This window comes from Serratia sp. TSA_7 (genome assembly GCF_052692135.1).
Genome location: NZ_JBQZFU010000012.1, coordinates 14,687 through 38,352 on the forward strand (window position 1 = coordinate 14,687; position 23,666 = coordinate 38,352).

Genomic DNA, 23,666 nt, shown 5'->3' on the forward strand with positions numbered 1-23,666 from the left:
GTCATAATCAAACCTCCTACGGTGTGGGAGATTTGATTATGGTTGCCTCTAATGAGCGGAAAGCGAACGTCATGCAGTTCATTCACGCCAGGTCTGATAAAGCGGGAGCAGAGTTAAAGGACATATCGCTTCACAAATGAGTTTTGGCGCGCAATGGGCGGGACAAGGTACAGCGCTTGTCCGTGAGATGCCGGCGGCTGAATTGGTGCAAACGCTTGTTCGAGAGTGGCAGGCTGCCTGAGCAATAATTCGCCTTTTCAAGGTGAACAGTGATGAATCCCTTATTTCATGTTCACAAATGCACTTGTCATTTGGCTCTTTTGCGTGCGAGAAATGACCTGACCAAAACCTTTCAACTTGAGGATGACCTGTATCTAGCCTTTGAAAAACTCAATATTTTCCTGAAGCCAATCTGACAATGAGCGCGGAGGCGATCCCGTTAATGCTTCGACCGTCAAAGTTCGCTCGATCAGAACCGAATGGTTGAAAACTCGATCAAGTCCAACAAGCAGTTCAACGACAAATGATGAAAGACCGCCCGCAAGTAATGCAGCGCGCTGTTCATCCGGTGAGCGGTCAATATAGGTGACCGTATGGCCTAAAAGAGGGGACAATTTTTCTGCAACCTCATGCATTGTCCAATTGCGCGGCCCCGTCAGGTGATAAGCGCGCTGAGAGTTATCTGCAACTTTTTCAAGCAGCGCAACACGCGCCGCATCGGCTACATCCCGGGTGTCAATCAGATTGACACGCCCATGGCCTGCCGCACCAGCCCAGGTTCCAGCAGCGATCTGGCTTCCGGCACGCTTGAGCACATCCATGAACGTAGTCGGTCTCAATAGGGTTGAAGCCACGGGCTGTTGGGCCAGATGAGCCTCTATTTTTGCATGCCATGCAAAAGGATTAATGGGTGTCGCCGGCCCCATCACCGAAAGTTTGACGATATGGCGCACGCCCGTTTTTACAGCAGCGTCAATGAGTGCTATCTCATTAGCAACCTGTTGGGGGGACGTCCCCTGGGCAATAAAAAGCTTATCGATACCTGCAAGCCCCATTTCTAACGTCGAGGGCTTATCAAAATCCACAACAACAGATGATACCTTGTCGGAAATATTTTCAACTGCCTTCTGCCGCGTGAGTGAAATCACCTCCACTGGGTCTGCCGCAAGCGTATTGACCAAGTGTGAGCCAACCCGGCCTGTCGCCCCCGCTACAGCGATGCGAAGTTTAGGCACTTGAGTATTCGATTGATTAAGCATGATGAACCCTTATTATATACTGGAACGATCAGTCCAACCATCCTGATACGATCGTTCCAGATTGTCAACGGAGGATTTATGAGCGGTAAACCGCAATACGACGAAAGCGCCGTGCTGAATGCAGCGATAGGTGTTTTCTGGGGGCATGGTTATGCAAACGCGTCCATCAGCGATCTCACTGAAGCAACAGGCCTGTCCCGGTCCAGCCTTTATCAGCGATTTGGGGATAAGGACAGGTTATTCAATGAGTGCCTCAAGCTGTATACGGACCGCGTCCTGACGCGTATGAATTCGATTCAATCGGAGTCCTCCAGAGCCGGCGTGGATGCATTGCTACGTGAATTTCTTCCGGATAGCGCCGTAACAGATCGCCCCAAGGGTTGCCTGCTGTCTCGCAGCCTCACCGAGCAAGCAGACCTTACAGCCGCAGGGAAAATGACGATGAACGCGGGGATTTGCCAACAGCGGCAGGTATTGTCAAACCTTCTGGCGAAGGGGCAACAGAGGGGTGAAATCGGGCCGAATGCCGATCTGGACCTGTTGGCCTGGCATTACTTCGGAATACTGCAGTCTGTGGTGAATCTCCCCTCTGCCGGAGCAAGCCGACAAACGCTTTCACAGCTCATTGATATTGCAATGTCGGCATGGCCAAAAAACGAGATTGCCCATCCAGGTTCTGATGGAACAACCTGAATAGGCAGCATCAATGATACCGGGGCTCTTACTTCCCGTCGTTCAGGCGCGGGAGTGGGTAGCGCCGGCGTTTCACTTAAACAAAAAATTCCGATTACCCGCCCTTTTTCACTTCATTCCGGCTACCTGATCAAACTGCAGTCTGGCGGCTTCGACTTCAGGCAATTTATCGAGCGTCCATTGATGCAGTTCACGAAAGGGTTTCTGCAAGGTTCGGCCCAGTTGCGTAATTTCGTATTGCACGGCCACCGGCGAGAAAGAGATAACCTGTCGCGAGATCAGCCCATTACGCTCCAGCCGCCGCAAGCATTGCGTCAGAGCCTTCTGTGAAACCCCCTCAAGACGGCGTCTGATGGCGTTGAAGCGCTGTGGTTCTTCATCAACTACAGCCAGAACCATCATCGACCATTTGTCTGCGATTTGATCGAACAATGCCCGGCTTGGGCAATCCGACGAGAAGCACTGTGGGTGTAAAGTCAGCATGCGGGGTTTCCTTTGGTATACCTAGGCTACTCAAGGTGCCTAATTGACATCAGGTATATAAAATATACCTAATAGAGCTCCCAACACAATGGAGTTAATTTGTATGTCTCAAAATACATCCAGTATTCTTTTCAGTCCTTTTTCCGTGCGTTCTCTTCAAGTGAAAAACCGGATCGTCATGGCGCCCATGACGCGACTTTTTGCCGCGGACGGTATACCGGGAGAAGCCAATGCGGCCTACTACCGGCGTCGCGCAGAGGGCGGCGTAGGTCTGATCCTTTCGGAGGGCACCGTCGTTGATCGCCCGGCGTCACGAAACGATTCCGGCATCCCTTTTTTCCACGGAGAAGCGGCACTGGCGGGCTGGAAAAACGTGATTGACGCCGTACATCATGCGGGTGGCCGCATGGCACCGCAAATCTGGCATACAGGCGCAGCGCGTTATATCAACGGCTGGGAACCGGATGCCCCGGTGGAAAGCCCGTCAGGTTTTGATGCGCCCGGAGACCCGCGCGGCGTGGCAATGAATGAAGAAGATATCGCGGATACCGTTTCGGCGTTCGTAAAGGCGGCGGCAGATGCCAAACGTCTGGGCTTCGACACGGTCGAAATCCATGGCGCTCATGGGTTTTTGATCGACCAGTTCTTCTGGGCCGGCACTAATCTGCGTACCGATCGCTACGGTGGCCCCACCATCAAAGAGCGTTCGCGCTTTGCCAGTGAGATTGTCTCTGCTGTACGTCATGCCGTTGGTCCTGATTTTCCGATTATCATGCGTGTTAGCCAATGGAAGCAACAGGACTACGGGGTACGAATTGCCGAAACCCCGGCGGCGATGGAAGCATGGTTATTGCCGCTGGTTGAGGCCGGCGTCGACATCCTGCACTGTTCGCAACGCCGCTTCTGGGAGCCGGAATTCCCTGAGATTGACGGTGAAAATGGCTTGAATTGCGCGGGTTGGGCGAAAAAGGTGACCGGAGCCGCGACGATTAGCGTAGGTTCGGTTGGCCTGGATAACGATGTTACCCATGCTTTCGCCGGGAAGGGATCGGCTCCTGCGAGCCTGGAGCGGCTCATCGAGCGTATGGAGCGTGAAGAGTTTGATCTCATCGCTGTGGGCCGCGCCCTGCTGAGCGATCCGGATTGGGTAACGAAAGTGGAAGATGACAATTACACGGCGTTGAACGGGTTTAATCCGGCATCGCTGGCTGCATTGGTTTAAGGCTGCACGGCGAGCGTTTCAAGCCTATGCATAAGGCGGCCCTGTACATCGGGGCCGCCTGGAGAATGGCAATATCCGTTTGTCAGCACAGCCGTTTTTCGTTCCGGGCACTGTTTTGAGGTTGCCGGGTTTTCAGCCACCAGCCGGCACTCTTCCGGCGGAAGGTTATTCAGGGATTATCCGCCGTAAGGCTGTTGGCGCGCTTTCTCAAGCTCAAGCTTTACTGCCTTCAATGTCCTTTTCCGAATCCAGCCGCTTCCCACTCGGATTGCCAGCCAGTATCCGGCCATTTTTAACTGTGTCGCTCTGTCCGGGCAATGTATGAAGGTTTCTGTACAGAGTGCATATTCGTCGACGGCGAGTTGCTGTACCTGATATCGCAGCAGCAGCTTTGCGTTGCCTGGCCGTAGCGCGGCGCAATAGGCACTGATATCGGGCACCTCCTCAAGGCCAAAATCGGATCGCCAGAATTGCCCTCTCAAACCATAGCAAAGTTCGGTTGGCGAGTTTTCTAACAACGTGAAACTCTGTAGCCCAAACTGATCAATGGCACTTTCAGATTGATGGCGTCGTAATTTTTGCGGCAGTTTCCGCACCGCCATTAACGTTTTAATCACGATATCCTGCTGGATATCATAACCCGCAATTGCCGGTAAGATTTTTTCGGGGTAAGCCGTGGTTATGGTAGTGCTGTGCCGCTCATGGAACTGAAAGTTCGGCAAATAGACAGGCACATTCTGCCAGTCAGCCAGCGCGTTCTTCGTAACAAATCCGAGTGCCATCCCGTTATTACTCCCTCAAGAACCCTAATCCTGCCGCGATTGTGAAGCAAGGCTAAGGTTCTATCAATTTTTGCCTCTGGAGCGCCACCTGTTTTATAAACACTTTCGGCAAAAAATGGCCCATACAGTCAGTAATGAGCGAAAAGCAGGCACCCCGCCGCATTTTGCAGGCGGACATTATCCAGCCATGTTACTGGGCGGGATATCTCGCTCAAACCTGCGGCGCTTCAGGGTGCCGTTGTCCTGCAAATACCCCGGCAGTTAACGGCCTCAACCCGGTCCCTCACTCCCTGCCGCCAGCAGCGGCACCAGCACGTCGCTGATCGGCGTCGGAATCCCCTGCAAGCGACCATAACGCTGTACCACGCCGTTGCGGATATCCCACTCCAGTGGGCGGTTGGCCTGGCGGTCGGCGAGAATGGAGGTCCCCAAATCCGCAGGGGCATGATGAAAACCCTCGACGATCTCCTGCGGAACCTTATCGCTCAGTACGGCACCTTGCGCACGCGCCACCGTCAAACACTCGCGCAAATACGCCAGTGCCAGTTCAGTGATATCCCCGCGTGAGAACATTCCGGCACGACGATTAGCGAGGACCATCAGACCCGCGGCCGCATTCTGCAGCAGTTTGCGCCAGGCGATGGAGAGAAAATCGGATGACAACTCAACCGCGCAGCCTGTGCCTTTGAGCACATCGGCGACCCGTTTCGCCTGCGGCACATCCGGCAGCGTAAGGCGCGGTTTGGCTCGCAGCCAGACGGAGGCATCCGGCTCGCGCTGGGCCGGGAACCACACGACCGAAGGCAGCACCTTTGCGCCGTTGACGTAGGGTTTCAACTGGGTTTCCTGCTCGACGCCATTTTGCAGGGCACATACCAGGGTGTTTTCATCGCACAATGCGGCCAGCCAGTTGGCGCTGTCAGCGATCTGAGTGGTTTTCACCGCGACAAACACCAGGTCGAACGGATGGCTGATAGCCGCCGGATTGATCAATACCGGCCCCGGCACCATAACTTCGCCGCCATCGTGCCGCAGAATTAACTGCGGATACGCGGTACGCCCGCACAGGACTGGCGTTCGGCCAACGTCATGCAGGACAGCGGCGATGGTGGTACCGATAGCACCCGGACCAATAAGAGCAATTGTGGGATAGTCAGACATCTTGCGTTCTCCTGATTCGATTAGCCCATCATCAGCGTGCCGGCGGCAATCGCCGCACACGACGGCATTTTATCAGTGTTAACCTCTCGCCAAGGAAAAGATAACCCAGTGCTGATGCTAACCAGCACATGCCCGAATGGAAAGTGAAGCCTCGTCATCCATGGATAAGCAAATGCCCATACATTGAAAGCCCCCCCCACACACACCTTTTAGCCTTGCCATAAAGCGGTTCAATCAGCCGCTTCTGGCCCGGGAAGCCCTGCTGTAAATCTGGTGTGCCAGGGTTTCTGCAACACCACCAGCCCCAGCCGTATTCCTGATCATGAAGATGACTCATGTTGTAATGAAATTAAGTCGCTTTCACTCATCCCATGGCTCTGGCATAAAAGATGCATTGTTAACTTATTGACAACATGAAGACTGGCGAAAGAACAAACCAGTGATTGCTGGGAAATCAAGAAATAAATTCAGTTTTCATGTCAGAACTTAGGATGCAGAACACTATGAATAAAAATTTTACATTTACTCTTAAGAGCAGCGTTTTCGATGAAAACTATAACCCTTCCGAAAATACGCGTATCACGACCAACTTTGCCAATTTGGCCAGAGGAAAGAACCGCCAGGAGAACCTGCACAACACGTTAGTGATGATTGACAATCGTTTCAATACACTTGCGCATTGGGACAACCCCAAAGGCGATCGTTATTCTGTCGAACTTGAAATCATTTCTGTTGAGATGAGTATTGAAGGCAATGGCAATACCTTCCCGGTGATTGAAATATTAAAAACGAACATTGTTGATAAAAAAACCAATGAACGTATCGAAGGTATTGTAGGGAACAACTTTTCTTCTTACGTGCGGGATTATGACTTTAGCGTATTGCTGTCGGCGCACAACAAGAATCAACCTCAATTCAGCATTCCGGCTAATTTTGGTGATTTACACGGCAACATATTTAAATATTTCATCAATTCAGAGGCGTACAGAGATAACTTTAATAAAAACCCGGTTATATGCCTAAGTGTTTCAAGCAAAAACACCTATTATCGCACGGGTAATGAGCACCCTGTATTGGGCGTGGAATATCAGCAAGACGAACCTTCATTGACCGATGCATATTTCAACAAAATGGGGTTACAGGCTCGCTACTTTATGCCTAAAAATAGCGTTGCACCTTTGGCTTTTTATTTTAGTGGCGACTTGCTCAGCGATTACACTGATCTTGAACTTATTAGCACCATCAGTACGATGGAGACTTTCCAAAAAATTTATCGGCCTGAGATTTACAACGCTAATTCTGCAGCAGGGCAATACTATCAGCCAAGCTTGAGCCAACAGGATTATTCTTTAACTCGAATCGTTTATGACCGAGAAGAACGTAGCCAGTTGGCTATTGAGCAGGGAAAGTTTACTGAAGAGAACTTTATTAAACCATACCAAACTATTCTTGAACAATGGTCTGCTAACTACGCTGCTTGATTAACCAAAAAACAGGGTCATCTATTATGAAAAAGTTATTACCGACGTCAACTGCCGGCAGTTTGCCTAAGCCCTCTTGGCTGGCACAACCTGAGACACTTTGGTCACCCTGGAAATTGCAAGACCAGGAATTAATCGACGGCAAACAAGATGCTCTGCGTTTGTGCCTGGAAGATCAACAGCAGGCCGGTATTGACATTGTCAGCGACGGCGAGCAAACGCGCCAACATTTCGTCACGACCTTTATTGAGCACCTCAACGGCGTTGATTTTGAGAAACGCGAGATCGTTAAAATCCGTAATCGCTATGAGGCGAGCGTACCGACAGTCGTGGGCCCGGTGAGTCGCCAAAAATCTGTTTTTGTCGAAGATGCCAAGTTTTTACGCCAGCAAACCGACCAACCCATTAAATGGGCCCTGCCAGGGCCCATGACCATGATAGATACGCTGTACGATAACCACTATAAAAGCCGCGAAAAGCTAGCCTGGGAATTCGCTAAAATTCTCAATGAAGAAGCCAAAGAATTAGAAGCTGCCGGTGTCGATATCATCCAATTTGATGAGCCCGCCTTTAATGTCTTCTTTGATGAGGTGAACGATTGGGGCATTGCCACGCTAGAAAGAGCCATTGAAGGGCTTAAGTGTGAAACGGCTGTACACATTTGCTACGGTTATGGCATCAAAGCCAATACCGATTGGAAAAAGACGCTGGGAACAGAGTGGCGGCAATATGAAGAGATTTTTCCAAAACTGCAAAAATCCAATATCGATATCATCTCACTGGAATGTCAGAACTCCCATGTTCCCATGGAGCTGATGGAGCTCATTCGAGGTAAAAAGGTAATGGTTGGGGCCATTGACGTGGCAAGCAATACCATTGAGACGCCAGAGGAAGTCGCCGCTACGCTTCGCAAAGCGCTTCAGTTTGTAGACGCCGACAAGCTCTATCCTTGCACCAACTGCGGCATGATCCCTTTACCTCGCGGAGTAGCAAGGGGCAAGCTGGATGCGTTAAGTGCAGGCGCAGAAATCGTCCGCAAAGAACTCTTGGCCAAATAACGCGCCAAATAGTAGATCATTTGTTTGAAGGAAACGCAGCCCGTGTTAGGCGATCTGATCAATCGCCAAATCCCCTAAACCACCAACCGGGCTGAGCTGCTCTTCATTGTTTAACACAATACGACCGCGCCTGGGCCAGACTGAAGGGTCGTCAGGTCTGTTATGAGCTGTGAGTTCAACCGCCCCAACACATCCAGTCAGAATGACAGCTTAAGGAAGTAATTTGACCGGATGAGTAAATCTCAGGATGTACAATGGTCGTATAATCGTGTTTTCCGCCATTGATAAGGCAATAACATGAAATTATACAGCCACAGTTTTAAAGACGGTGAGGCCATCCCAGGCAAGAACAGCTTTGCCGTTTATGATCCAGAAAACCGCATTCGTTTATCTGACAACCTCAACCCACATCTTGCCTGGGAAGATGTGCCGGCAGGCACACAGGCTCTGGTGCTTCTTTGCCACGATCCTGATGTTCCAACCAGCGCAGAAGATGTTAATCAACCGGGGAAAACCGTTCCGGCGTCTCTACCCCGTGCAGATTTCTATCACTGGTCGCTGTTGAACATTCCGGCGGATCAGGGCGAAATTATTGAAGGCACCCAGTCCAGCGGCATTTCTGCCAGAGGCAAGCAGGGTCCTGCCGCACCAGACGGTCTGATCCATGGCATCAATGATTACACCGCGTGGTTTGCCGGTGATGAGTCAATGGCCGGAACCTATTATGGCTATGATGGCCCCTGCCCGCCGTGGAATGATGAATTGGTTCATCATTACATATTCACGTTATATGCTATTCCGATGCCGACATTAAACGTAGAGGGAGAGTTGACTGGCGCTAACGTTCGTCGTGCACTGGAAAACAGCAACGTACTGGCAACGGCCACGCTGACAGGGATCTATACCCTGAATCCGGACGTGAAGGTTTAACTCACCACGAGCCATCAACAGGTAAATAATGACCAGAGAAAGTCGGTTAGTTGTCCCGGATGAACAAGACGCCATGAGCAATGAATCTCTTTCCTGGTCAGACTATGATGGCAGCAGTCTCAGCCGCGATAATCTGGTTTCGGTGGCTTATCCGCAGCTCAAAGTGAGACAAAGCACCCCCGCATTTTGCTTCTTCGAACCGACGGTGCTCATCGTACTGGCGGGGCGAATTGAATTTCTGACCTCGGGAGAAAGTCATACCCTGGCTGATACGGCCGCCGTGGGCTTTATAGATCAGGGCGTCATTGCTGATTATACCAAGTTTCCTCCGGATAACGGCTCCCCGTTCCGATCGCTGTTCCTGACTTTCAGCGCCGATGTGCTGGAATCTTTTTATCAGTTCTCGCAAAGCCATTTATCTCTCTCAGGTGACAGAAAGAAGCCGAAATTTACCGCGACGGCGCTTAACGGCGCGCTGCGAGAGTCGTTGCAAACGCTGCTGAAAAACCTGGCGCAACCGAATCTCAGTGATGCAAGAATACGTTTGAGAATATTCGACTTGCTGCTGGTCCTGGCAGAACAAAACATTCATTTTGCTCTGCCCCGGCGGCAGGGTGTTTTACCGCGCTTAAGCCATCTGCTGCGTGCTTCACCAGAAACCGACTGGACCGCGCGCTCTGCCGGCGAAGCGCTGGCGATGAGTGAATCCACCCTGCGCAGACGCTTACGCGAGGAAGGGGGCAGCTTTGAGAAGCTGCTCGTGGATATACGCATGCACCACGGCCTGATGCTGATACAAACTACCCGCTGGAACATGGCGCAGGTGGCTGATGCCTGCGGCTACAAATCGGTTTCGCGTTTTTCCGAGCGATTCACTCAGCGCTTTGGCCTGCCTCCTTCACGGCTGCGCTAGCCTTTTCATCAGGGCCCGGTTTGCGATCAGCGCAAGCTTTGTTGAGGCCGATTAAGGGGTTGCGGCGGATTCGTTGAGGTTGTCAGATCAAAAGCGAGCCAAACGCCACGTCACAAAAACCCCGCAGCGGACGATCATCTTTTTTTTGCGTAAGGAAGAAGCTCAATTCCGGGGAAATCGGCGAAAAACCCAAACACCCCCTTTTGCCCCCCGCTCGGCATTTTTCTGCCCTTTCGCCTTGTATGAACCTTGTCACAAAACGCGCATGAAGTTTTTAGCCTGTAATGAACAAGGCTGCACGGGGCAAACTTGTTAATGGCCCGTTGCAGCTTATCGCGGCCAATTGTTAACAATAATTCATGCACCAAACGCATCAGTCCATGAGTTTATTGCGCTTATTTACTTTATTTTCATGGTCCAGTCTGCAGAAACAGGCGCGGCAAAAGCGCTAAAGCAAACTGGAGATAAAGATGCATTCACCTAACGCACCAATGACAACTCGGGCAAGGATCAGCGCGATACTGCGCGTGACCTCTGGCAACTTTCTGGAGCAGTTTGATTTTTTCCTGTTCGGGTTTTATGCCACCTACATCGCCCATACCTTTTTCCCGGCCAGCAGTGAATTCGCCTCGTTGATGATGACCTTCGCGGTCTTTGGCGCGGGCTTCCTGATGCGCCCTATCGGCGCAATCGTGCTGGGCGCGTACATCGATAAAGTCGGCAGACGCAAGGGGCTGATCGTTACCCTGTCGATCATGGCCGCAGGGACCTTCCTGATCGTGCTTATCCCGTCCTATCAGACGATCGGGCTCTGGGCGCCGCTGCTGGTGCTGGTTGGCCGTTTATTGCAAGGTTTCTCTGCAGGTGCTGAGCTGGGCGGCGTATCCGTTTATTTGGCCGAGATTGCCACGCCAGGCCGCAAAGGCTTTTACACCAGTTGGCAGTCCGGCAGCCAGCAAGTGGCCATTATGGTGGCCGCGGCGATGGGCTTTGCACTGAATGCCTTCATGGAAGAAAGCGCCATTCGCGAGTGGGGCTGGCGTCTGCCGTTCCTGTTCGGCTGCCTGATTGTGCCTTTCATCTTCTTCCTGCGCCGCAAACTGGAAGAGACCCAGGAGTTCGCCGCCCGCCGCAACCACCTGGCGATGCGCGACGTGTTCAAAACCCTCCTGGCGAACTGGCAAGTGGTTATCGCCGGCATGCTGATGGTCGCCATGACCACCACCGCGTTTTATCTGATCACCGTCTATGCGCCGACCTTCGGTAAAAAAGTGCTGATGCTCAGCGCTTCCGACAGCCTGTTGGTGACCTTGCTGGTCGCGATCTCCAACTTCCTTTGGCTGCCGGTCGGCGGTGCCCTGTCGGACCGTTTTGGCCGCAAGCCGGTTTTGGTGACCATGGCGCTGCTGGCGCTGATCACTGCCTATCCGGCACTTAGCCTGCTTGCCGAAGCCCCCAGCTTTTCGATGATGCTGACGGTACTGTTGTGGTTGTCCTTCCTCTACGGCCTCTACAACGGCGCCATGATCCCGGCGTTAACGGAGATCATGCCGACGGAAGTCCGGGTTGCCGGTTTCTCGCTGGCCTACAGCCTGGCGACCGCGATCTTTGGCGGATTTACGCCGGTTATTTCTACCGCACTGATTGAGTACACCGGCGATAAGGCCTCACCCGGCTACTGGATGAGTTTTGCTGCCGTATGCGCATTGCTGGCGACGCTTTATCTGTACCGTCGTAGCGCGTTAACACTACACACCGCACGTTAAATCAGGGATTACGTCATGCAAAAAATTTATCGTTCACTCCTCGCCACGCTGGTGCTTTCCTCTGTCAGCACGGGTGTTCTGGCCAAAGACGTGACCGTCATGATCTCAGGCGGCTTTAAAGCCGCACTGGAAAAACTGGCCCCGCAATATGAAGCCAAGAGCGGCGACCACATCATTTTGGTGTCCGGCCCTTCTATGGGTAAAACGCCCCAGGCGATCCCCGCGCGCCTGGCTCGCGGAGAAAAGGCCGATGTGGTGATTATGGTGGGTGATGCGTTGAAAAATCTGGAAAAAGACAACTGGATCCAGCCGGGTTCGCGTGTGGAGCTGGCCGACTCGCCGATTGGCATGGTGGTCAAACAAGGCGACCCTAAACCCACTATCCAAAAGGATGCCGATCTGCGCACTACCCTGCTGCATGCCCAATCCATTGCCTATTCGGACAGTGCCAGCGGCCGCTATGTCAGCAGCCAGCTGTTCAAAAAACTGGGGATCGAAGACCAGGTGAAAGAGAAAGCGCACATGATTGAGCGCATTCCGGTGGCATCCGAGGTGGCGAAAGGGAAATATGCGATAGGTTTCCAGCAAGTGAGCGAACTGCTGCCGGTGCCGGGCGTCACCTTTATCGGCGAACTGCCTGAGGATGTGCAGTACATTACCCGCTTTGCCGGCGCGGTCACCGCCAAAGCGGAACACCGCCAGGAAGGCAAAGCGCTGCTGGATTTCCTGTCTTCCGCCGAGGCACAAAACACCATTCGCGCCACCGGGATGAGAACCGTGAAAGCTGAACAGCCGGTTAAACAGCCTGATACTGTTCAGTGATCAACTTTTCCAGCTCGGCGGCAACGTAGGACTGCATGCGCCCGCTGCGCCGGATCAGGCCAACCGTGCGCTTCACCACCGGGTCGGTCAGCGGCAGGTGAGTCAGCACCGAATGCTCTGACGCCGGCATCGACATCGCGGGTACGGCGGCAATGCCGACACCCGCTTCAACCATACCCAGCATGGTCGTCACATGGCGGGTTTCGCAGATGCTGGGGCGTTCAGGGATGATGTGCTCCAGCCTCTGATCGAGCAGATTGCGGTTACCGGACGTCTTATCCAGCCCCACATAATCCTGCTGATAAAACTCGCGCCAGGTCAGGCTTTTTTTACTGGCAATGGGATGATCGCGCCGGCAGGCAGCCACGTAGACATCCCCCACCAGCGGCAAAAATTCGATATTGGGTTGCAGGTTTGTCGCGAAACAGATGCCGAAATCCGCCTGGCCGCTGGCGACCGCTTCGATGACGTTACCTGCACTGCTATCGATAAGCTTGACGCGTACTCGTGGGTAGCGGGCCTGGAAACGGCGGATCACGTCGGGCATGAAATAGTAGGCCGCCGAAGGCACCGTGGCGACGGTGACCAGCCCCACGCGATCCTGGCTAACCTTATTGATATCCGCCAATACCGACTCGACATTCGCCAGTAGCAGGTCTGAACGCTCGGCAAAGGTCTGCCCATACAGCGTCAGCGTGACGCGCCGGGTGGTTCTGTCGAACAACTTGATGCCCAGCGCGGATTCCAGCTTCTCTATTCTGCGGCTCAATGCGGACTGCGAAAGGCAGATGGACTCTGCGGCAAGGCGAAAATTACCGTATTCAACCAGCGCTCGGAAGGCATAAAGATCGTTGAGATCAAAATTCACGGGCATAGCGGCAGACAATCCTTTCAGAGGCGGCAAGGGCGTAAAGAAGAGATGATAGCCGCTTATTGGGCAACGGCAACCTTTTAGACACGGATCGGCAGCCTCCTCTGACCTCATGCTCTGATTGCATTTGAAGGCTAAGACGCTGACAAACATGCCATTCAAAATGCCGTTCGTCGGCAATAAAGCCCCCACCGCTTGAATGCACGCGTTTAACGGGGGCCAATAGTGAAATCCGCTATTTAAAGCGGATTGAAATTCACTGCCATGCAGAAATAGCGAATGTCCCTTCGGGTTTAACCGGCAGATACTTCGCATAGTAATCCAGGTAATTTTTTACCGGATCCACATCTTTAAACTGCTCCGGGTAAAGTGATTTGGCGATAAACTGAATCATGGCGAAATCGGAAAGCGTTCTGGATGCACCTTGATAGACACCGAAGAGCTGTTTGTTTTTTATCGCCGGCAGCGAGGCCCAGCCATTACGCGCAGAGAAACCGATAAGCTGCTGAGTGGCCATGTTTTTATCAACGCCAACCCCCATGGACAGTGCCGACGAAACCTTGTTGTTTTCTCTTCCCGAGATAAAAATCGCATCTGGCATCGCAACCAGAACCTGCTCTGGATTAATGACACCCCACCACTCAAAAAGTGATGCAGCTATATTATCCGCGCCGGCGAGTTTCAGCATCGCACCCCACATGTTCTCGCCATAGGTAAATGAATATTCACCAGGCCCTTTGTTCCCAAACTCAATATAAACCTTGGGCTTTTTCAGACCTGAACTCTTCACTCTGCGCTGCACATCTGCAATGTTATTGGCGTAAAGATCCGAGAGTTCCTGCGCCCGTTTTTCTTGCCCCGTCAGTATTCCAAATATTTTGGTAGAGCTAACATGTTTTTCTACCGTTTGAGCATTGTAGTCGATCACAACCACCGGGATTTTCAACGCTTCAAGGCGAGACACTTCATATTTTAAAGCGACATATTGCCACTGAGCCAAAATAACCACGTCAGGTTTTAACGAGATGATATTTTCAAGCGAGATATTATGGAGATCGACCTCGCCAATATCGGCGATGCGGGCAAGGGACGGCATTTGTTTAACGTACATATTCCAATTGGCGGGTACTTTTCCTCGCCATGCTTCACGCGAAATGCCTATGACGTGATCGAATGCGGCTTCCCCGCCCACAGCCATGTAATCTTCGAAGTTAAATCCTAAGATAGCCCGCTTTACCGGCGTATCAACAGTAACCTGCCGCCCCATAACATCTGTTAAGGTCGTGGTGGCTGCATTAGCGATGCTGGCCCCAGTCAAAAAAACAATGAACATCAAAAAGGTGATTAAATTACGAACGCCCATAAAATGAAAATCCTCGGGATTTGGGTTCAATCTTAGAATAATTTATTCTATTTTCTTGAAATCAAGATGCAAATGATAATAATTTCTATTAAAATTAACGGCAACTCTAATCGTTTCACCCTTTGAATTTTGTATAAAAAAACCAGTCACAGCATAAAACCCAGCATCAACAACCATTCATAAAAACAAAGCCAGCATAGAAAACCGCAGTAAAACAAAAAACCGAGATACCCATTTAGCATCGGCAAGGGATCGCATTTACGCCGTTACATTGTTTTTAAATGGCCATGGCGAAAATATCACCATGACCAGATGCTGCCTCGCCTGGTTAACTGAGCGCTTTCTTTTCAGCCATTCGCGCAATGGCAGAATGCCCCTGATAACCTTTCAATCGACGCGGGCCTTAGGCCGGCACGGGGTCGAGAAACACGTAAAGTTTGGTGATCTTGCCGTCGAGGATCTCGACAATATCGAGCCCGGTTAACGCCGGTGGCCCTTCTTGCGGCCCGAAATGCCAGCGCAGGCGGCCGACGCCGTGATGCCCGACCGCCGGCCCGAAGGTGCCGAACACAAAGCCCGGGGGTGCCTGCGATAACACCTCGTTGACGACCTGTTCGATACCTTCATACCCGCTCGCTTCGACGCCTGGTTCGTAGATCTGGACGTTTTCGGCATAGATCTCTCGGATCGCCGCGCGGCGCTTCTGCGTATCTGGCTCGGCGAATACGCGATGGATAGGCGCCTGCATCACGGCGTCGTAATCGATATACGTTTCCCTGGATATGCTCATGATTTACCTTTTGGTTAAGTGAGTACTGCGCTTGAAAGTTCAGGGTTGGGGTCGATTCAGTTCGGATTGATGCGCGCCCCGGGCGGCATGCGCGTTGGGGTGGGTCTTCACGCTCATGAGGACCAGGGCCGGACGGGTTAAATGCTTTGGCTGCAATGACTGCCTCTTTGCGTTTAACGTTAAGGTTCTTCAGAACCGGCCCTGCATCTGCTCCGAATGGCCAGGGGCCAGCCCTTCTGGCTCCCGGAGAGGTGACTATGCGTCATTCTATTTTTGTCATAAAGTATGCCAATCTAAACCCATAGTTATCGCGAAACGACACAATGCAAGATCTCGACTCTTTGGCCATTTTTGTACGTATCGCGGAAATGGCGAGCTTCACCCATGCGGCGGAAAGCCTCGGCATTCAAAAAGGCCGGGCCTCGAACGTGGTGCGCCGCATCGAAGCGGCCATGGGCGTGCGGCTGCTGCACCGCTCGACGCGTACCGTGCAATTGACCGAAGATGGGCGCGCTTTTTACAACCGCGCACGCGCGTTGCTGGCGGATGCCGAAGAATTAAATAGCATGTTCGCAAGCAGCAAAACGCCGCTGCGCGGGCGGCTGCGCATCGATCTGCCCACCGAACTGGCCCGCACTCCCATAGTGCCCGCGCTCCCTTCGTTTATGGCCACATATCCTGAAATTCAGTTAGAGATATCCAGTACCGACCGGCGTGTGGACCTGATTCAGGAAGGCATAGATTGCGCGCTGCGCATCGGAGAGATTGTCGACGAAACCCTCGTAGCGCAGAAGATGGGCGCTTTAAGCATGGTGAACGTGGCAAGCCCCGCTTACCTGAAAAACCACGGCATGCCCCATACGCTTGAGGATTTATTGGCGCAGGAACACCGCATGATCCACTACGCGCCAATCTTGGGGAGCCGGCCGTTTGGATGGGAATACCCGAAGGGTGACGGCTACGCCACGCTGACGCTGGCAGGCTCTATCAGCGTCAATAGCGTGCAGACCTACCATGCCGCAGGGCTGGCCGGTTTGGGGCTGATCCAGGCGGGACGCTCAAGCCTGATCGAATACATTGAGAAAGGCGAGCTCGTAGAGATACTGCCGGATTTGCGCCCCGAGCCCTTGACCGTGTCATTCGTCGTCGCACATCGACAAAACTTATCGCGCCGCGTACGCAGTTTCATGGCGTGGTCGCAGCAGGTATTGGCGCCATATTTGGATAAGTAGCGGGTCGCGGGTAAGTATATCGTTCCGCGAATTCACTACATTGCATCCACATTACTGACTCAATTCACGCAGCAGCCTGGTGTTGATATACAGTTTTTCACGACCCACTGTCGTCTCTTCCAGCACTCCAATATCCACTAACTGTTTGAGATATGCTGATGCCGTTTGGCGTTTGGCCACACCCCGTTCAACAAGGTTATCGATCCGGCAATACGGCTGCGCAAAAATCGCTTGGATAAGTTCATGGGTGTAGATTTTCGGCAGTTTCTCGCGCACATAGGCTGTAGTTTCTTCCATCAATTTCCGGACAACCGATATCTTATCGATCGTCCAGCGGGACGTGTTCTCCACTGCCTCTAACATAAACAAAATCCACGATTCCCAATCCCCTTCTTCTGTTACCTTGCGCAGTAACAGGTAGTAATCATCACTCCTTTCCAGGATGAAACGGGACAAATACAGGATAGGCAGAGAAAGCAATCCCGTCTGAATCAGGTACAGGATATTCAGGATACGGCCAGTTCGCCCGTTCCCGTCATGAAACGGGTGGATGCACTCAAACTGATAGTGCGCAATAGCCATTTTCACCAGCGGATCTAAATCATCATCACCGTGTATAAACCGTTCCCAGTTCGCCAGTAAGTTACGAATGGCATCCTCACCCACCGGCGGTGTGTATATCACGTTATTATTCTGATCACGCAATACCGTACCCGGCGTTTTCCTGATATCGGTTTGCACTGCGCGTAATTTGGTGCAGATAGTGACTGCTGTGTTTGTGCAGAGTGGGTAGTCCGCAAGGTGGATATAACCGTCATAAAGCGCTGTACGATAGCGCAGTGCCTCTTTGGTGGCCGGATCTGCACCATCTGCGCGGTCAGCATACTGAAACAGCTGATCGCTGGTCGTTACGATATTCTCAATACGCGAAGAGTCTTTCGCTTCCAGCATCGGAAGGAGGTTTATCAGCAACGCCTGATCGGGAATCAACTCCCCGGCAGTTTTCAACACTGCGATTGCTGCGCGCGCACTTATGCATGCTTTGAGTATGAGGCGCGTTTCAACGCGCTCCAGATCAGGCGGCAATTTCGGCAACGCATTGTAGGGGATTTCTGGATTCCAATTCATATGGCTATAAAAACCGTTTTTATCGACATATAGCCAGAATATGTCGATGCTATGAACATGTCACGCCATCATATTTAAAAAATCGGGTTTTATCGACATAGGGTCGAAACGCGTTGATACCGTAAATATGTTCGGGGCATATGGGCTGCGTGGCAACACTAAAGAGCAAAGCCCGGCAGTGCTAGGAACACTAACCGGGCTTCTGACCACAACATTATGAGGACTAATGCTATGGCTGACACCGACAGTAACACGCTCTCGTCTTATCAATCACTGCCGGATTGCGCCAGCCTTTATTCCGCCATGAATGCCGCGCTGGCTCATTTGGACTTTTCAAACATCGACGAGAGCGAACGCTCGCAGGTAGCGGAGTATTGCGCCGAAACCCGTGCCGAACTTTGCCATTGTCTGAATTTCATTGGCGATGCACTGATTACCTTTGCCGATAATGACGTATGCGAATCTACGCCAGAAAGCCTGTGCCAACTGGGGCATGGGCTAACCGCGATAAGTTTGCTCATCCCCATGCTTACCGATATGCAAAAGCGCGCACTCGCACTAACCGCCAGATAACCCGCATGCCTGATTAAAGCCCTGCCGTTAGTGACTAACGGTCAGGGCTTTTTTGCTATCGAGGGCCCATGTGTCAGCTATCAGCGGGAGCGGAAGTTGGCAACGGTTTTGTAATGTTCGGACTAAATTTTTCTGACAATGAGTGGCTAGTCCATGAATGACCTTAAGGTCTCTGTTAAACCCATAGCGATTCAGATTCTAATATAATCACCGACTGTCCTGTCGGGTATTACAGTCCACTTAGAACGAACGACGGATTACCACCAAATGAATCGGTAAACCGGTACTGGAAAAACTCTAAAGTTGTGGCCAATTTTAATTGGCCACAACAGTCGGATAGTTACGCTAGTATGGGAAACTACTGGCGAGATATATCCATCCCATCAACTTCTACCACAAACTGAACTTTCGAACTGAAGGTTTGGACGTTACCAAGAGCCACATGTAGAACATTGTAAGCATAGGTTGTGAATGTCGCGATCAATTCGCTTTCTCTATGTCCTTGCTCTGTCATCTGTGGCTGCTCCAGCAACCAGTAGATTTGCTGGATGGTCTTCTTAACGTCTTCGTCATCAACTCCTTTGCGGGACAGAATGATGCTCATCCGATTAGCGAGACTATGCGCTCGTGGTTCCATGTCATGTTTGAGTAAAATAGATTCAAGAGCAGATAAACAACTCCTCAGACGATCCTTCGGTGCCAGTAAAGTTGCGCCTTTACTGTAGATCAAGATGCTTGTTCGTACCGCTAAGGCGAATTCGCTCAACCCCTCTGACACTACAAGTGATCCTGCGGCTTCCAGCAGATCGGAATTGAGTACTGAAATTTGCTGCGCGGATAGACGCCAGCGACCCACGTGCTTCGGCAAAATGCTTTCACTATGGCAAAAGCCACCTTCGTACAGCATGATTAGTTTCGATGTTGGAATGTACTCTGCACCTGCGAGTGCTACCGGGCTAAAAAGGTATGAACTAGGGGCCGCAGGAGAGAAGAAGGTCAGTAAACCCACAGCATCTTGAGCAATCTGAAACGCTCGTTCCACAGCAAATTCCGGCTCGGCTTCAATGGACACAATTGCGACAGCATATCCTTGAATCTCATCCCTCAATTTTTCGAAGAATTGACTTACCTCCTGCTCTTGCCCTATCCAAGGTGAGGGTACTCTGCTGCGCAGATTCTCCATTACGACAGCAGTGATCGATTCAATGCGAATCGGGCCAAAGTCGAATCCCTGTTCGACTTCCATGTTAGCGATTGGAGCCCAGACTTCAACATTCGTGACCTTTTCTCGAGCCACATCGCTCAGCCCATCTGAGAATGAGGTCTGGGCAGTTGGAAATTGTTGTCTTGCCCAATCAAAGAAAGCTGTTTCAACAAACTTACGGCTTAAGCTAATACGAGCCCAAGCTGCTTCCATAACAGCGTCTATTAAGCTATCGAGGCATTTGTAATCTTTCTCCAAAAAACCATATGGCTTGCCATCATGTTGAAGGAACATGAGAGCTGCGCCTCCGTTCATCTCCTGCCCCCAAAATGTAATGGGCCCAATCAGCTCTCTATCGGTAATTGGAGTCGCTGGTATTTCAGACGGAAATTCCTGGGTAGTCTGCTTGAAATGAAGCTCTTGAATCTTCTCCATAAACTCAAGGGAGATCTGATCAAGTTCAGCAGCATGAACCGACGTAAATTTAAACGGTTCGATGGTGAGGGAGTCAGGCGGCTTAGCTGGCACAATCGGCTCTTTTGTTAGGCTAATTTCCCGGAGTTGAACTTGAAACTGATTGAGTTCTTGGAGGTCTGAATGATGGTGCATTGCGAGGGTAGCGTCCAACCACTCATGGAATTGGTTGACGAGCGTCAGATACTCTTGTGTAAATTCGTGAACGTCTAGATGCTCTCCGGCCTGCTCGATGTAAGTGCGAGCCACAGGTTTCCAGTCTTTCCAATCCAAAAGCGAGGTAGTGCTATATCGCACACCAGTTTCCATCGTACCGGAACCATCCATTGCGCCGGGACTAGTCACGAATTTCATAAACATGCTGGAATTTGGCAGCCCTTTATGAAGCATGTAGTTCCGAAGACCTTGGACAAATTGAGCTACAGGTGATTTAGCGAAAGTCGCGATCACTTGCATTTCGTAGGTCTCGAAAAGTTTAGTACCCGCGTAATGCTTCCTCATGAATACCCGCGTATGCTCCACGAGGGTCAAGGAAGATGAAACGAAGTTGTGAACATGGCGGTTAAGTTCGCGATGGGCCTGGAGTCCAGCCTCGCGGTTCTTCTCCATCATCAAGAGCATGCCTTGATCAGGATCCTTGACCCTTTGAGCTGCCTCAATAAGTTCTACCGCATTCATTTGGAAGACATTGAGCGAGAAACTGCGTTGATGGGCACGATCGAGGTATCTCGTACCCTCTGATTCTCTAATCTGCCGGGAAAGATCAGCTGCATTAATGGGTCTATTCATCGTGATACCTTGGCATCGGCCAGTTTTCTTCAAAGAACTAAGATTATGTGATGATTCGCATAATCGAGGCACGATCGTTCGACACGATTCTTAATCAGATGACACATCGCTACAAATGTTGCTAACGGAAACTGCCTAATTCGCAAATGGTCGGAGTGGGCCAAAGTGCTTGCATATACCATCGGGCAGGTTACGAAGTAAAACATTAGATCTAATGACTGATCGGCCGAATTCCCGAAGATCGGCTCTTGGCACAGGGCTGCCCTTAACGGTTCAGGACTGCTATGAGTTGCCAATACATAGCCGGCCATGTGTGCCAACCGCGGAACTGACAAGTTGCTGATAGAACTTGCTTACCTAGTAATACATGTGGTGCCTTAACCCGATGCTTGTGCTCAGCAACAACCACGGCTGCTTCATAGCACGATAGAAAAGTTATGTGGAATTCAAGAAAAAGAAGCATTTTTTGATATGAATCCCATTTTCACCCAGACTTTAACCTTAAACTTTTTCAGTAAATGATTAATAGGATGTTCTCAGAAACTTATCTTTATACCAACACATGGAAATATAAATGAGACTACACACACTGAAAATTAATGGTTTTAAAAGAATTCACAATGCACAGGTTAAATTTGGTGATGCGACCTTTCTCATTGGTTCTAACAATGCAGGAAAAAGCTCAGTTTTGAAGGCCATCGAATGGCTACTATCTGATAAAAAAAGAATGGTATCAGACTGTTATTGCTCAGAAGTTGATGCAGAAACAGGTGAGAATAAAATATCATGTAAAGAAGTAATACTCGAAGCTGAGTTTAGAAATATCCCAGACGAAGCGAAAAACTGGAGGGGATTTAAAGGAAGAATATTTACATATGATCCAACTGATAGTGGAGAAACCGGGAATAGTATTTTTTATAAAAAGAGTTACTCGCTTGGTGAAGATGTTGTCATAGAATTAAAATCATTCAAGAGAGAGTTAAGAAAAGAATTTGAAGCTCTAAAAAAGCCATCTGAATTTATTGATCTTGGTATAGACGTTGGAATCATAACCGAACTGTTCCCTGCTTTAGAAAAAAACATAAGTGCCAGTGAAAAGTCAAAGCTTGAACTTATCGATGAGATTTGGGACATAACTAAGGAAGAAGTTTGGGACAAGAATCCCGGAGGGATTGGCGGGGTAGTCCTTTCAAAGCTACCAAGTTTCTTATTAATTCCTGCTGAATCGGGAGCAACTGAGATCGAAGACAAAACAGGAGTACTCCAAAAAACACTAAACGAATTATTTAAAGATGTTAGGGGAAGCTCCGCTAATTATCAACGTGCTCAGGAATGTCTAAATGAACTTGCTAAAGAATTAAACCCCTCTGACGAGAAGTCAGAATTTGGGATAATGATGGGGGAATTAAATAAAGTTCTTTGTGGTGTTTTTCCTGAATCCAAGATCTATGCTTCTGCTGACCTTTCAAATCCCGATACTGCATTATCTCCGAGTTTTGCTATTGAAATGTCAAGTAACATACGAACTACTGTATCTAATCAAGGAACAGGTATGGTAAGGGCTGCCGTTTTTGGCCTTCTGAGATTCAGGCAAGCATGGTTAAAGAAAAGAGGGACTGATGAGAGAAGTCTTATCATCGGTTTTGAGGAACCTGAAATTTATCTTCATCCAAGTGCTGCAAATCAAATGAGAGATATAATTTATGAGTTATCAGGAGTATCATCGCAGATTATTGCCACAACTCACTCCCCATATCTTATTGATTTATCCAGAAAACCAAGGCAGATTCTGAATAGATTTCATTATGAATCCACTCATACGTCCATCAATCCATTTTCTGTGACAGAAAAATATAAACAACTATCAGAAGATGATAAAGACTATGTAAAAATGATAATGAAACTAGATGATCACATGTCTCGTATTTTCTTTACTAAAAAAGTTATAGTTGTTGAGGGAGATACTGAGGAAATTGTTTTCAAAGAAGCACTCAGAAGGATTCCAGTAAGCGCTAGAAATAAAATATTAACTAACACTGAATTAGTTAAATCACGAGGTAAAGCAGCTATAATAGGATTAATAAAATATCTTTCAGCATTGGATGTTGATTTTATCGTTATTCATGATCGGGATAAAGGAGTTAAGGGTGCGGAGGTATTTAATCCACATATACTAGCAGCAGCAGGCAGCCAGGAAAAAGTAATAGTTGTCGAGGAATGCATAGAAGACATCCTTGGATACCCAGCCCCTACATCCGAGAAGCCATTTAACGCCTATCAGCAAACTTTAAAATGGGGAGGTGATTTTGAAGATATTCCTGAAAAATTAAAGTCCATCATGCAAAGAGTCTATCACCCTTGGTTATAACTGAACTAAAGCATGCTGCTTAGCAACTATAATCATGGGTTTGACTGTCAAACTCATGATTTATTATCAGACCTTGGTGCATATTTGGATATTCAATTAGTTTATATAGCATCTGACCTGTTTCCCATTGATTTGACCTTCTCCCCAGTAATCGCTTGGCCGCGATACTAGCAACATCCGCTTCTGGCACTAACCCGACTACCAACCCCCCGGTTAATCCCGCCGAGCTTGTTGCCCCACCCAGCAACATACCCCTGCAAGCCAACCATACCCCCATCAAAAACTCCCCCCTCATCCCCCAACT

20 protein-coding genes are annotated in these 23,666 nt (G+C 50.2%); 11 read left to right on the forward strand and 9 right to left on the reverse strand.

Going from position 1 to position 23,666, the window contains the following annotated elements:
* Positions 1–374 precede the first annotated feature (374 nt).
* Positions 375–1,259 carry an NAD(P)H-binding protein gene (locus ACUTQW_RS23480; RefSeq protein ID WP_037431221.1) on the reverse strand — a complete coding sequence of 295 codons (885 nt, stop codon included), beginning with the start codon at positions 1,257–1,259 and terminating at the stop codon, positions 375–377.
* Between the two features lie 78 nt (positions 1,260–1,337).
* Between ACUTQW_RS23480 and ACUTQW_RS23485 the strand changes: the two genes are divergently transcribed.
* A complete protein-coding gene (locus ACUTQW_RS23485) occupies positions 1,338–1,952 on the forward strand; it encodes a TetR/AcrR family transcriptional regulator (RefSeq protein ID WP_037431223.1) in 615 nt (204 codons plus the stop codon).
* Between the two features lie 108 nt (positions 1,953–2,060).
* Here ACUTQW_RS23485 and ACUTQW_RS23490 read toward each other — a convergent pair whose 3' ends face one another.
* Positions 2,061–2,435 carry a winged helix-turn-helix transcriptional regulator gene (locus tag ACUTQW_RS23490; RefSeq protein ID WP_006326411.1) on the reverse strand — a complete coding sequence of 125 codons (375 nt, stop codon included), beginning with the start codon at positions 2,433–2,435 and terminating at the stop codon, positions 2,061–2,063.
* Between the two features lie 103 nt (positions 2,436–2,538).
* On the opposite strand from ACUTQW_RS23490, the gene ACUTQW_RS23495 reads away from it, so the two are divergent.
* Positions 2,539–3,657: an NADH:flavin oxidoreductase gene (locus ACUTQW_RS23495; RefSeq protein ID WP_037431224.1), complete on the forward strand. Its 1,119-nt coding sequence runs from the start codon at positions 2,539–2,541 to the stop codon at positions 3,655–3,657.
* Between the two features lie 176 nt (positions 3,658–3,833).
* Here ACUTQW_RS23495 and ACUTQW_RS23500 read toward each other — a convergent pair whose 3' ends face one another.
* A complete protein-coding gene (locus ACUTQW_RS23500) occupies positions 3,834–4,439 on the reverse strand; it encodes a hypothetical protein (RefSeq protein WP_020439359.1) in 606 nt (201 codons plus the stop codon).
* Positions 4,440–4,709: 270 nt separating this feature from the next.
* A complete protein-coding gene (locus ACUTQW_RS23505) occupies positions 4,710–5,600 on the reverse strand; it encodes an oxidoreductase (protein WP_006326416.1) in 891 nt (296 codons plus the stop codon).
* Between the two features lie 503 nt (positions 5,601–6,103).
* On the opposite strand from ACUTQW_RS23505, the gene ACUTQW_RS23510 reads away from it, so the two are divergent.
* The 6 genes from ACUTQW_RS23510 (at position 6,104) to ACUTQW_RS23535 (ending at position 12,570) form a co-directional block, all read left to right on the forward strand.
* Positions 6,104–7,081 (forward strand): DUF1852 domain-containing protein, encoded by a 978-nt coding sequence (locus ACUTQW_RS23510; RefSeq protein ID WP_004946615.1) that lies wholly within the window; start codon positions 6,104–6,106, stop codon positions 7,079–7,081.
* Between the two features lie 26 nt (positions 7,082–7,107).
* Positions 7,108–8,139 carry a methionine synthase gene (locus ACUTQW_RS23515; RefSeq protein WP_004946619.1) on the forward strand — a complete coding sequence of 344 codons (1,032 nt, stop codon included), beginning with the start codon at positions 7,108–7,110 and terminating at the stop codon, positions 8,137–8,139.
* 297 nt (positions 8,140–8,436) lie between these two features.
* Positions 8,437–9,069: a YbhB/YbcL family Raf kinase inhibitor-like protein gene (locus ACUTQW_RS23520; RefSeq protein WP_037433167.1), complete on the forward strand. Its 633-nt coding sequence runs from the start codon at positions 8,437–8,439 to the stop codon at positions 9,067–9,069.
* Positions 9,070–9,097: 28 nt separating this feature from the next.
* Positions 9,098–9,982 carry an AraC family transcriptional regulator gene (locus tag ACUTQW_RS23525; protein ID WP_037433168.1) on the forward strand — a complete coding sequence of 295 codons (885 nt, stop codon included), beginning with the start codon at positions 9,098–9,100 and terminating at the stop codon, positions 9,980–9,982.
* Between the two features lie 470 nt (positions 9,983–10,452).
* Complete coding sequence (locus ACUTQW_RS23530; protein ID WP_004946629.1) at positions 10,453–11,748, forward strand: MFS transporter; 1,296 nt, start codon at positions 10,453–10,455, stop codon at positions 11,746–11,748.
* Positions 11,749–11,763: 15 nt separating this feature from the next.
* A complete protein-coding gene (locus tag ACUTQW_RS23535; RefSeq protein ID WP_122288943.1) occupies positions 11,764–12,570 on the forward strand; it encodes a substrate-binding domain-containing protein in 807 nt (268 codons plus the stop codon).
* Here ACUTQW_RS23535 and ACUTQW_RS23540 read toward each other — a convergent pair.
* The 3 genes from ACUTQW_RS23540 to ACUTQW_RS23550 form a co-directional block, all read right to left on the reverse strand.
* Positions 12,545–13,444 carry a LysR family transcriptional regulator gene (locus ACUTQW_RS23540; protein WP_004946633.1) on the reverse strand — a complete coding sequence of 300 codons (900 nt, stop codon included), beginning with the start codon at positions 13,442–13,444 and terminating at the stop codon, positions 12,545–12,547. The genes ACUTQW_RS23535 and ACUTQW_RS23540 overlap by 26 nt on opposite strands.
* 253 nt (positions 13,445–13,697) lie before the next feature.
* Entirely contained in the window at positions 13,698–14,804 is a 1,107-nt protein-coding gene (locus ACUTQW_RS23545; protein ID WP_330763147.1) for an ABC transporter substrate-binding protein, read from the reverse strand.
* Between the two features lie 403 nt (positions 14,805–15,207).
* Entirely contained in the window at positions 15,208–15,594 is a 387-nt protein-coding gene (locus ACUTQW_RS23550) for a nuclear transport factor 2 family protein (RefSeq protein WP_445654972.1), read from the reverse strand.
* A gap of 323 nt (positions 15,595–15,917) precedes the next feature.
* Here ACUTQW_RS23550 and ACUTQW_RS23555 point away from each other — a divergent pair, with 323 nt between their 5' ends.
* A complete protein-coding gene (locus ACUTQW_RS23555; protein WP_445654973.1) occupies positions 15,918–16,826 on the forward strand; it encodes a LysR family transcriptional regulator in 909 nt (302 codons plus the stop codon).
* Positions 16,827–16,877: 51 nt separating this feature from the next.
* On the opposite strand, the gene fic is transcribed toward ACUTQW_RS23555, so the two are convergent.
* Positions 16,878–17,954: a protein adenylyltransferase Fic gene (fic, locus tag ACUTQW_RS23560; RefSeq protein WP_445654974.1), complete on the reverse strand. Its 1,077-nt coding sequence runs from the start codon at positions 17,952–17,954 to the stop codon at positions 16,878–16,880.
* Positions 17,955–18,185: 231 nt separating this feature from the next.
* Between fic and ACUTQW_RS23565 the strand changes: the two genes are divergently transcribed.
* Positions 18,186–18,527, forward strand: a complete 342-nt coding sequence (locus tag ACUTQW_RS23565) for a hypothetical protein (RefSeq protein ID WP_445654975.1) — start codon at positions 18,186–18,188, stop codon at positions 18,525–18,527.
* Positions 18,528–18,885: 358 nt separating this feature from the next.
* Here ACUTQW_RS23565 and ACUTQW_RS23570 read toward each other — a convergent pair whose 3' ends face one another.
* The gene (locus ACUTQW_RS23570) at positions 18,886–20,994 is read right to left on the reverse strand and encodes a hypothetical protein (protein WP_445654976.1); all 2,109 of its coding nucleotides are present in this window, start codon (positions 20,992–20,994) and stop codon (positions 18,886–18,888) included.
* Positions 20,995–21,568: 574 nt separating this feature from the next.
* On the opposite strand from ACUTQW_RS23570, the gene ACUTQW_RS23575 reads away from it, so the two are divergent.
* Positions 21,569–23,362, forward strand: a complete 1,794-nt coding sequence (locus tag ACUTQW_RS23575; protein ID WP_445654977.1) for an ATP-dependent nuclease — start codon at positions 21,569–21,571, stop codon at positions 23,360–23,362.
* Positions 23,363–23,666: the final 304 nt, after the last annotated feature.

Excerpts from the sequence above, each read along its gene's own strand:
- ACUTQW_RS23480 (WP_037431221.1), bottom strand. The coding sequence starts at position 1,259 with ATGCTTAATCAATCGAATACTCAAGTGCCTAAACTTCGCATCGCTGTA.
- ACUTQW_RS23485 (WP_037431223.1), top strand. The coding sequence starts at position 1,338 with ATGAGCGGTAAACCGCAATACGACGAAAGCGCCGTGCTGAATGCAGCG.
- ACUTQW_RS23490 (WP_006326411.1), bottom strand. The coding sequence starts at position 2,435 with ATGCTGACTTTACACCCACAGTGCTTCTCGTCGGATTGCCCAAGCCGG.
- ACUTQW_RS23495 (WP_037431224.1), top strand. The coding sequence starts at position 2,539 with ATGTCTCAAAATACATCCAGTATTCTTTTCAGTCCTTTTTCCGTGCGT.
- ACUTQW_RS23500 (WP_020439359.1), bottom strand. The coding sequence starts at position 4,439 with ATGGCACTCGGATTTGTTACGAAGAACGCGCTGGCTGACTGGCAGAAT.
- ACUTQW_RS23505 (WP_006326416.1), bottom strand. The coding sequence starts at position 5,600 with ATGTCTGACTATCCCACAATTGCTCTTATTGGTCCGGGTGCTATCGGT.
- ACUTQW_RS23510 (WP_004946615.1), top strand. The coding sequence starts at position 6,104 with ATGAATAAAAATTTTACATTTACTCTTAAGAGCAGCGTTTTCGATGAA.
- ACUTQW_RS23515 (WP_004946619.1), top strand. The coding sequence starts at position 7,108 with ATGAAAAAGTTATTACCGACGTCAACTGCCGGCAGTTTGCCTAAGCCC.
- ACUTQW_RS23520 (WP_037433167.1), top strand. The coding sequence starts at position 8,437 with ATGAAATTATACAGCCACAGTTTTAAAGACGGTGAGGCCATCCCAGGC.
- ACUTQW_RS23525 (WP_037433168.1), top strand. The coding sequence starts at position 9,098 with ATGACCAGAGAAAGTCGGTTAGTTGTCCCGGATGAACAAGACGCCATG.
- ACUTQW_RS23530 (WP_004946629.1), top strand. The coding sequence starts at position 10,453 with ATGCATTCACCTAACGCACCAATGACAACTCGGGCAAGGATCAGCGCG.
- ACUTQW_RS23535 (WP_122288943.1), top strand. The coding sequence starts at position 11,764 with ATGCAAAAAATTTATCGTTCACTCCTCGCCACGCTGGTGCTTTCCTCT.
- ACUTQW_RS23540 (WP_004946633.1), bottom strand. The coding sequence starts at position 13,444 with ATGCCCGTGAATTTTGATCTCAACGATCTTTATGCCTTCCGAGCGCTG.
- ACUTQW_RS23545 (WP_330763147.1), bottom strand. The coding sequence starts at position 14,804 with ATGGGCGTTCGTAATTTAATCACCTTTTTGATGTTCATTGTTTTTTTG.
- ACUTQW_RS23550 (WP_445654972.1), bottom strand. The coding sequence starts at position 15,594 with ATGAGCATATCCAGGGAAACGTATATCGATTACGACGCCGTGATGCAG.
- ACUTQW_RS23555 (WP_445654973.1), top strand. The coding sequence starts at position 15,918 with ATGCAAGATCTCGACTCTTTGGCCATTTTTGTACGTATCGCGGAAATG.
- fic (WP_445654974.1), bottom strand. The coding sequence starts at position 17,954 with ATGAATTGGAATCCAGAAATCCCCTACAATGCGTTGCCGAAATTGCCG.
- ACUTQW_RS23565 (WP_445654975.1), top strand. The coding sequence starts at position 18,186 with ATGGCTGACACCGACAGTAACACGCTCTCGTCTTATCAATCACTGCCG.
- ACUTQW_RS23570 (WP_445654976.1), bottom strand. The coding sequence starts at position 20,994 with ATGAATAGACCCATTAATGCAGCTGATCTTTCCCGGCAGATTAGAGAA.
- ACUTQW_RS23575 (WP_445654977.1), top strand. The coding sequence starts at position 21,569 with ATGAGACTACACACACTGAAAATTAATGGTTTTAAAAGAATTCACAAT.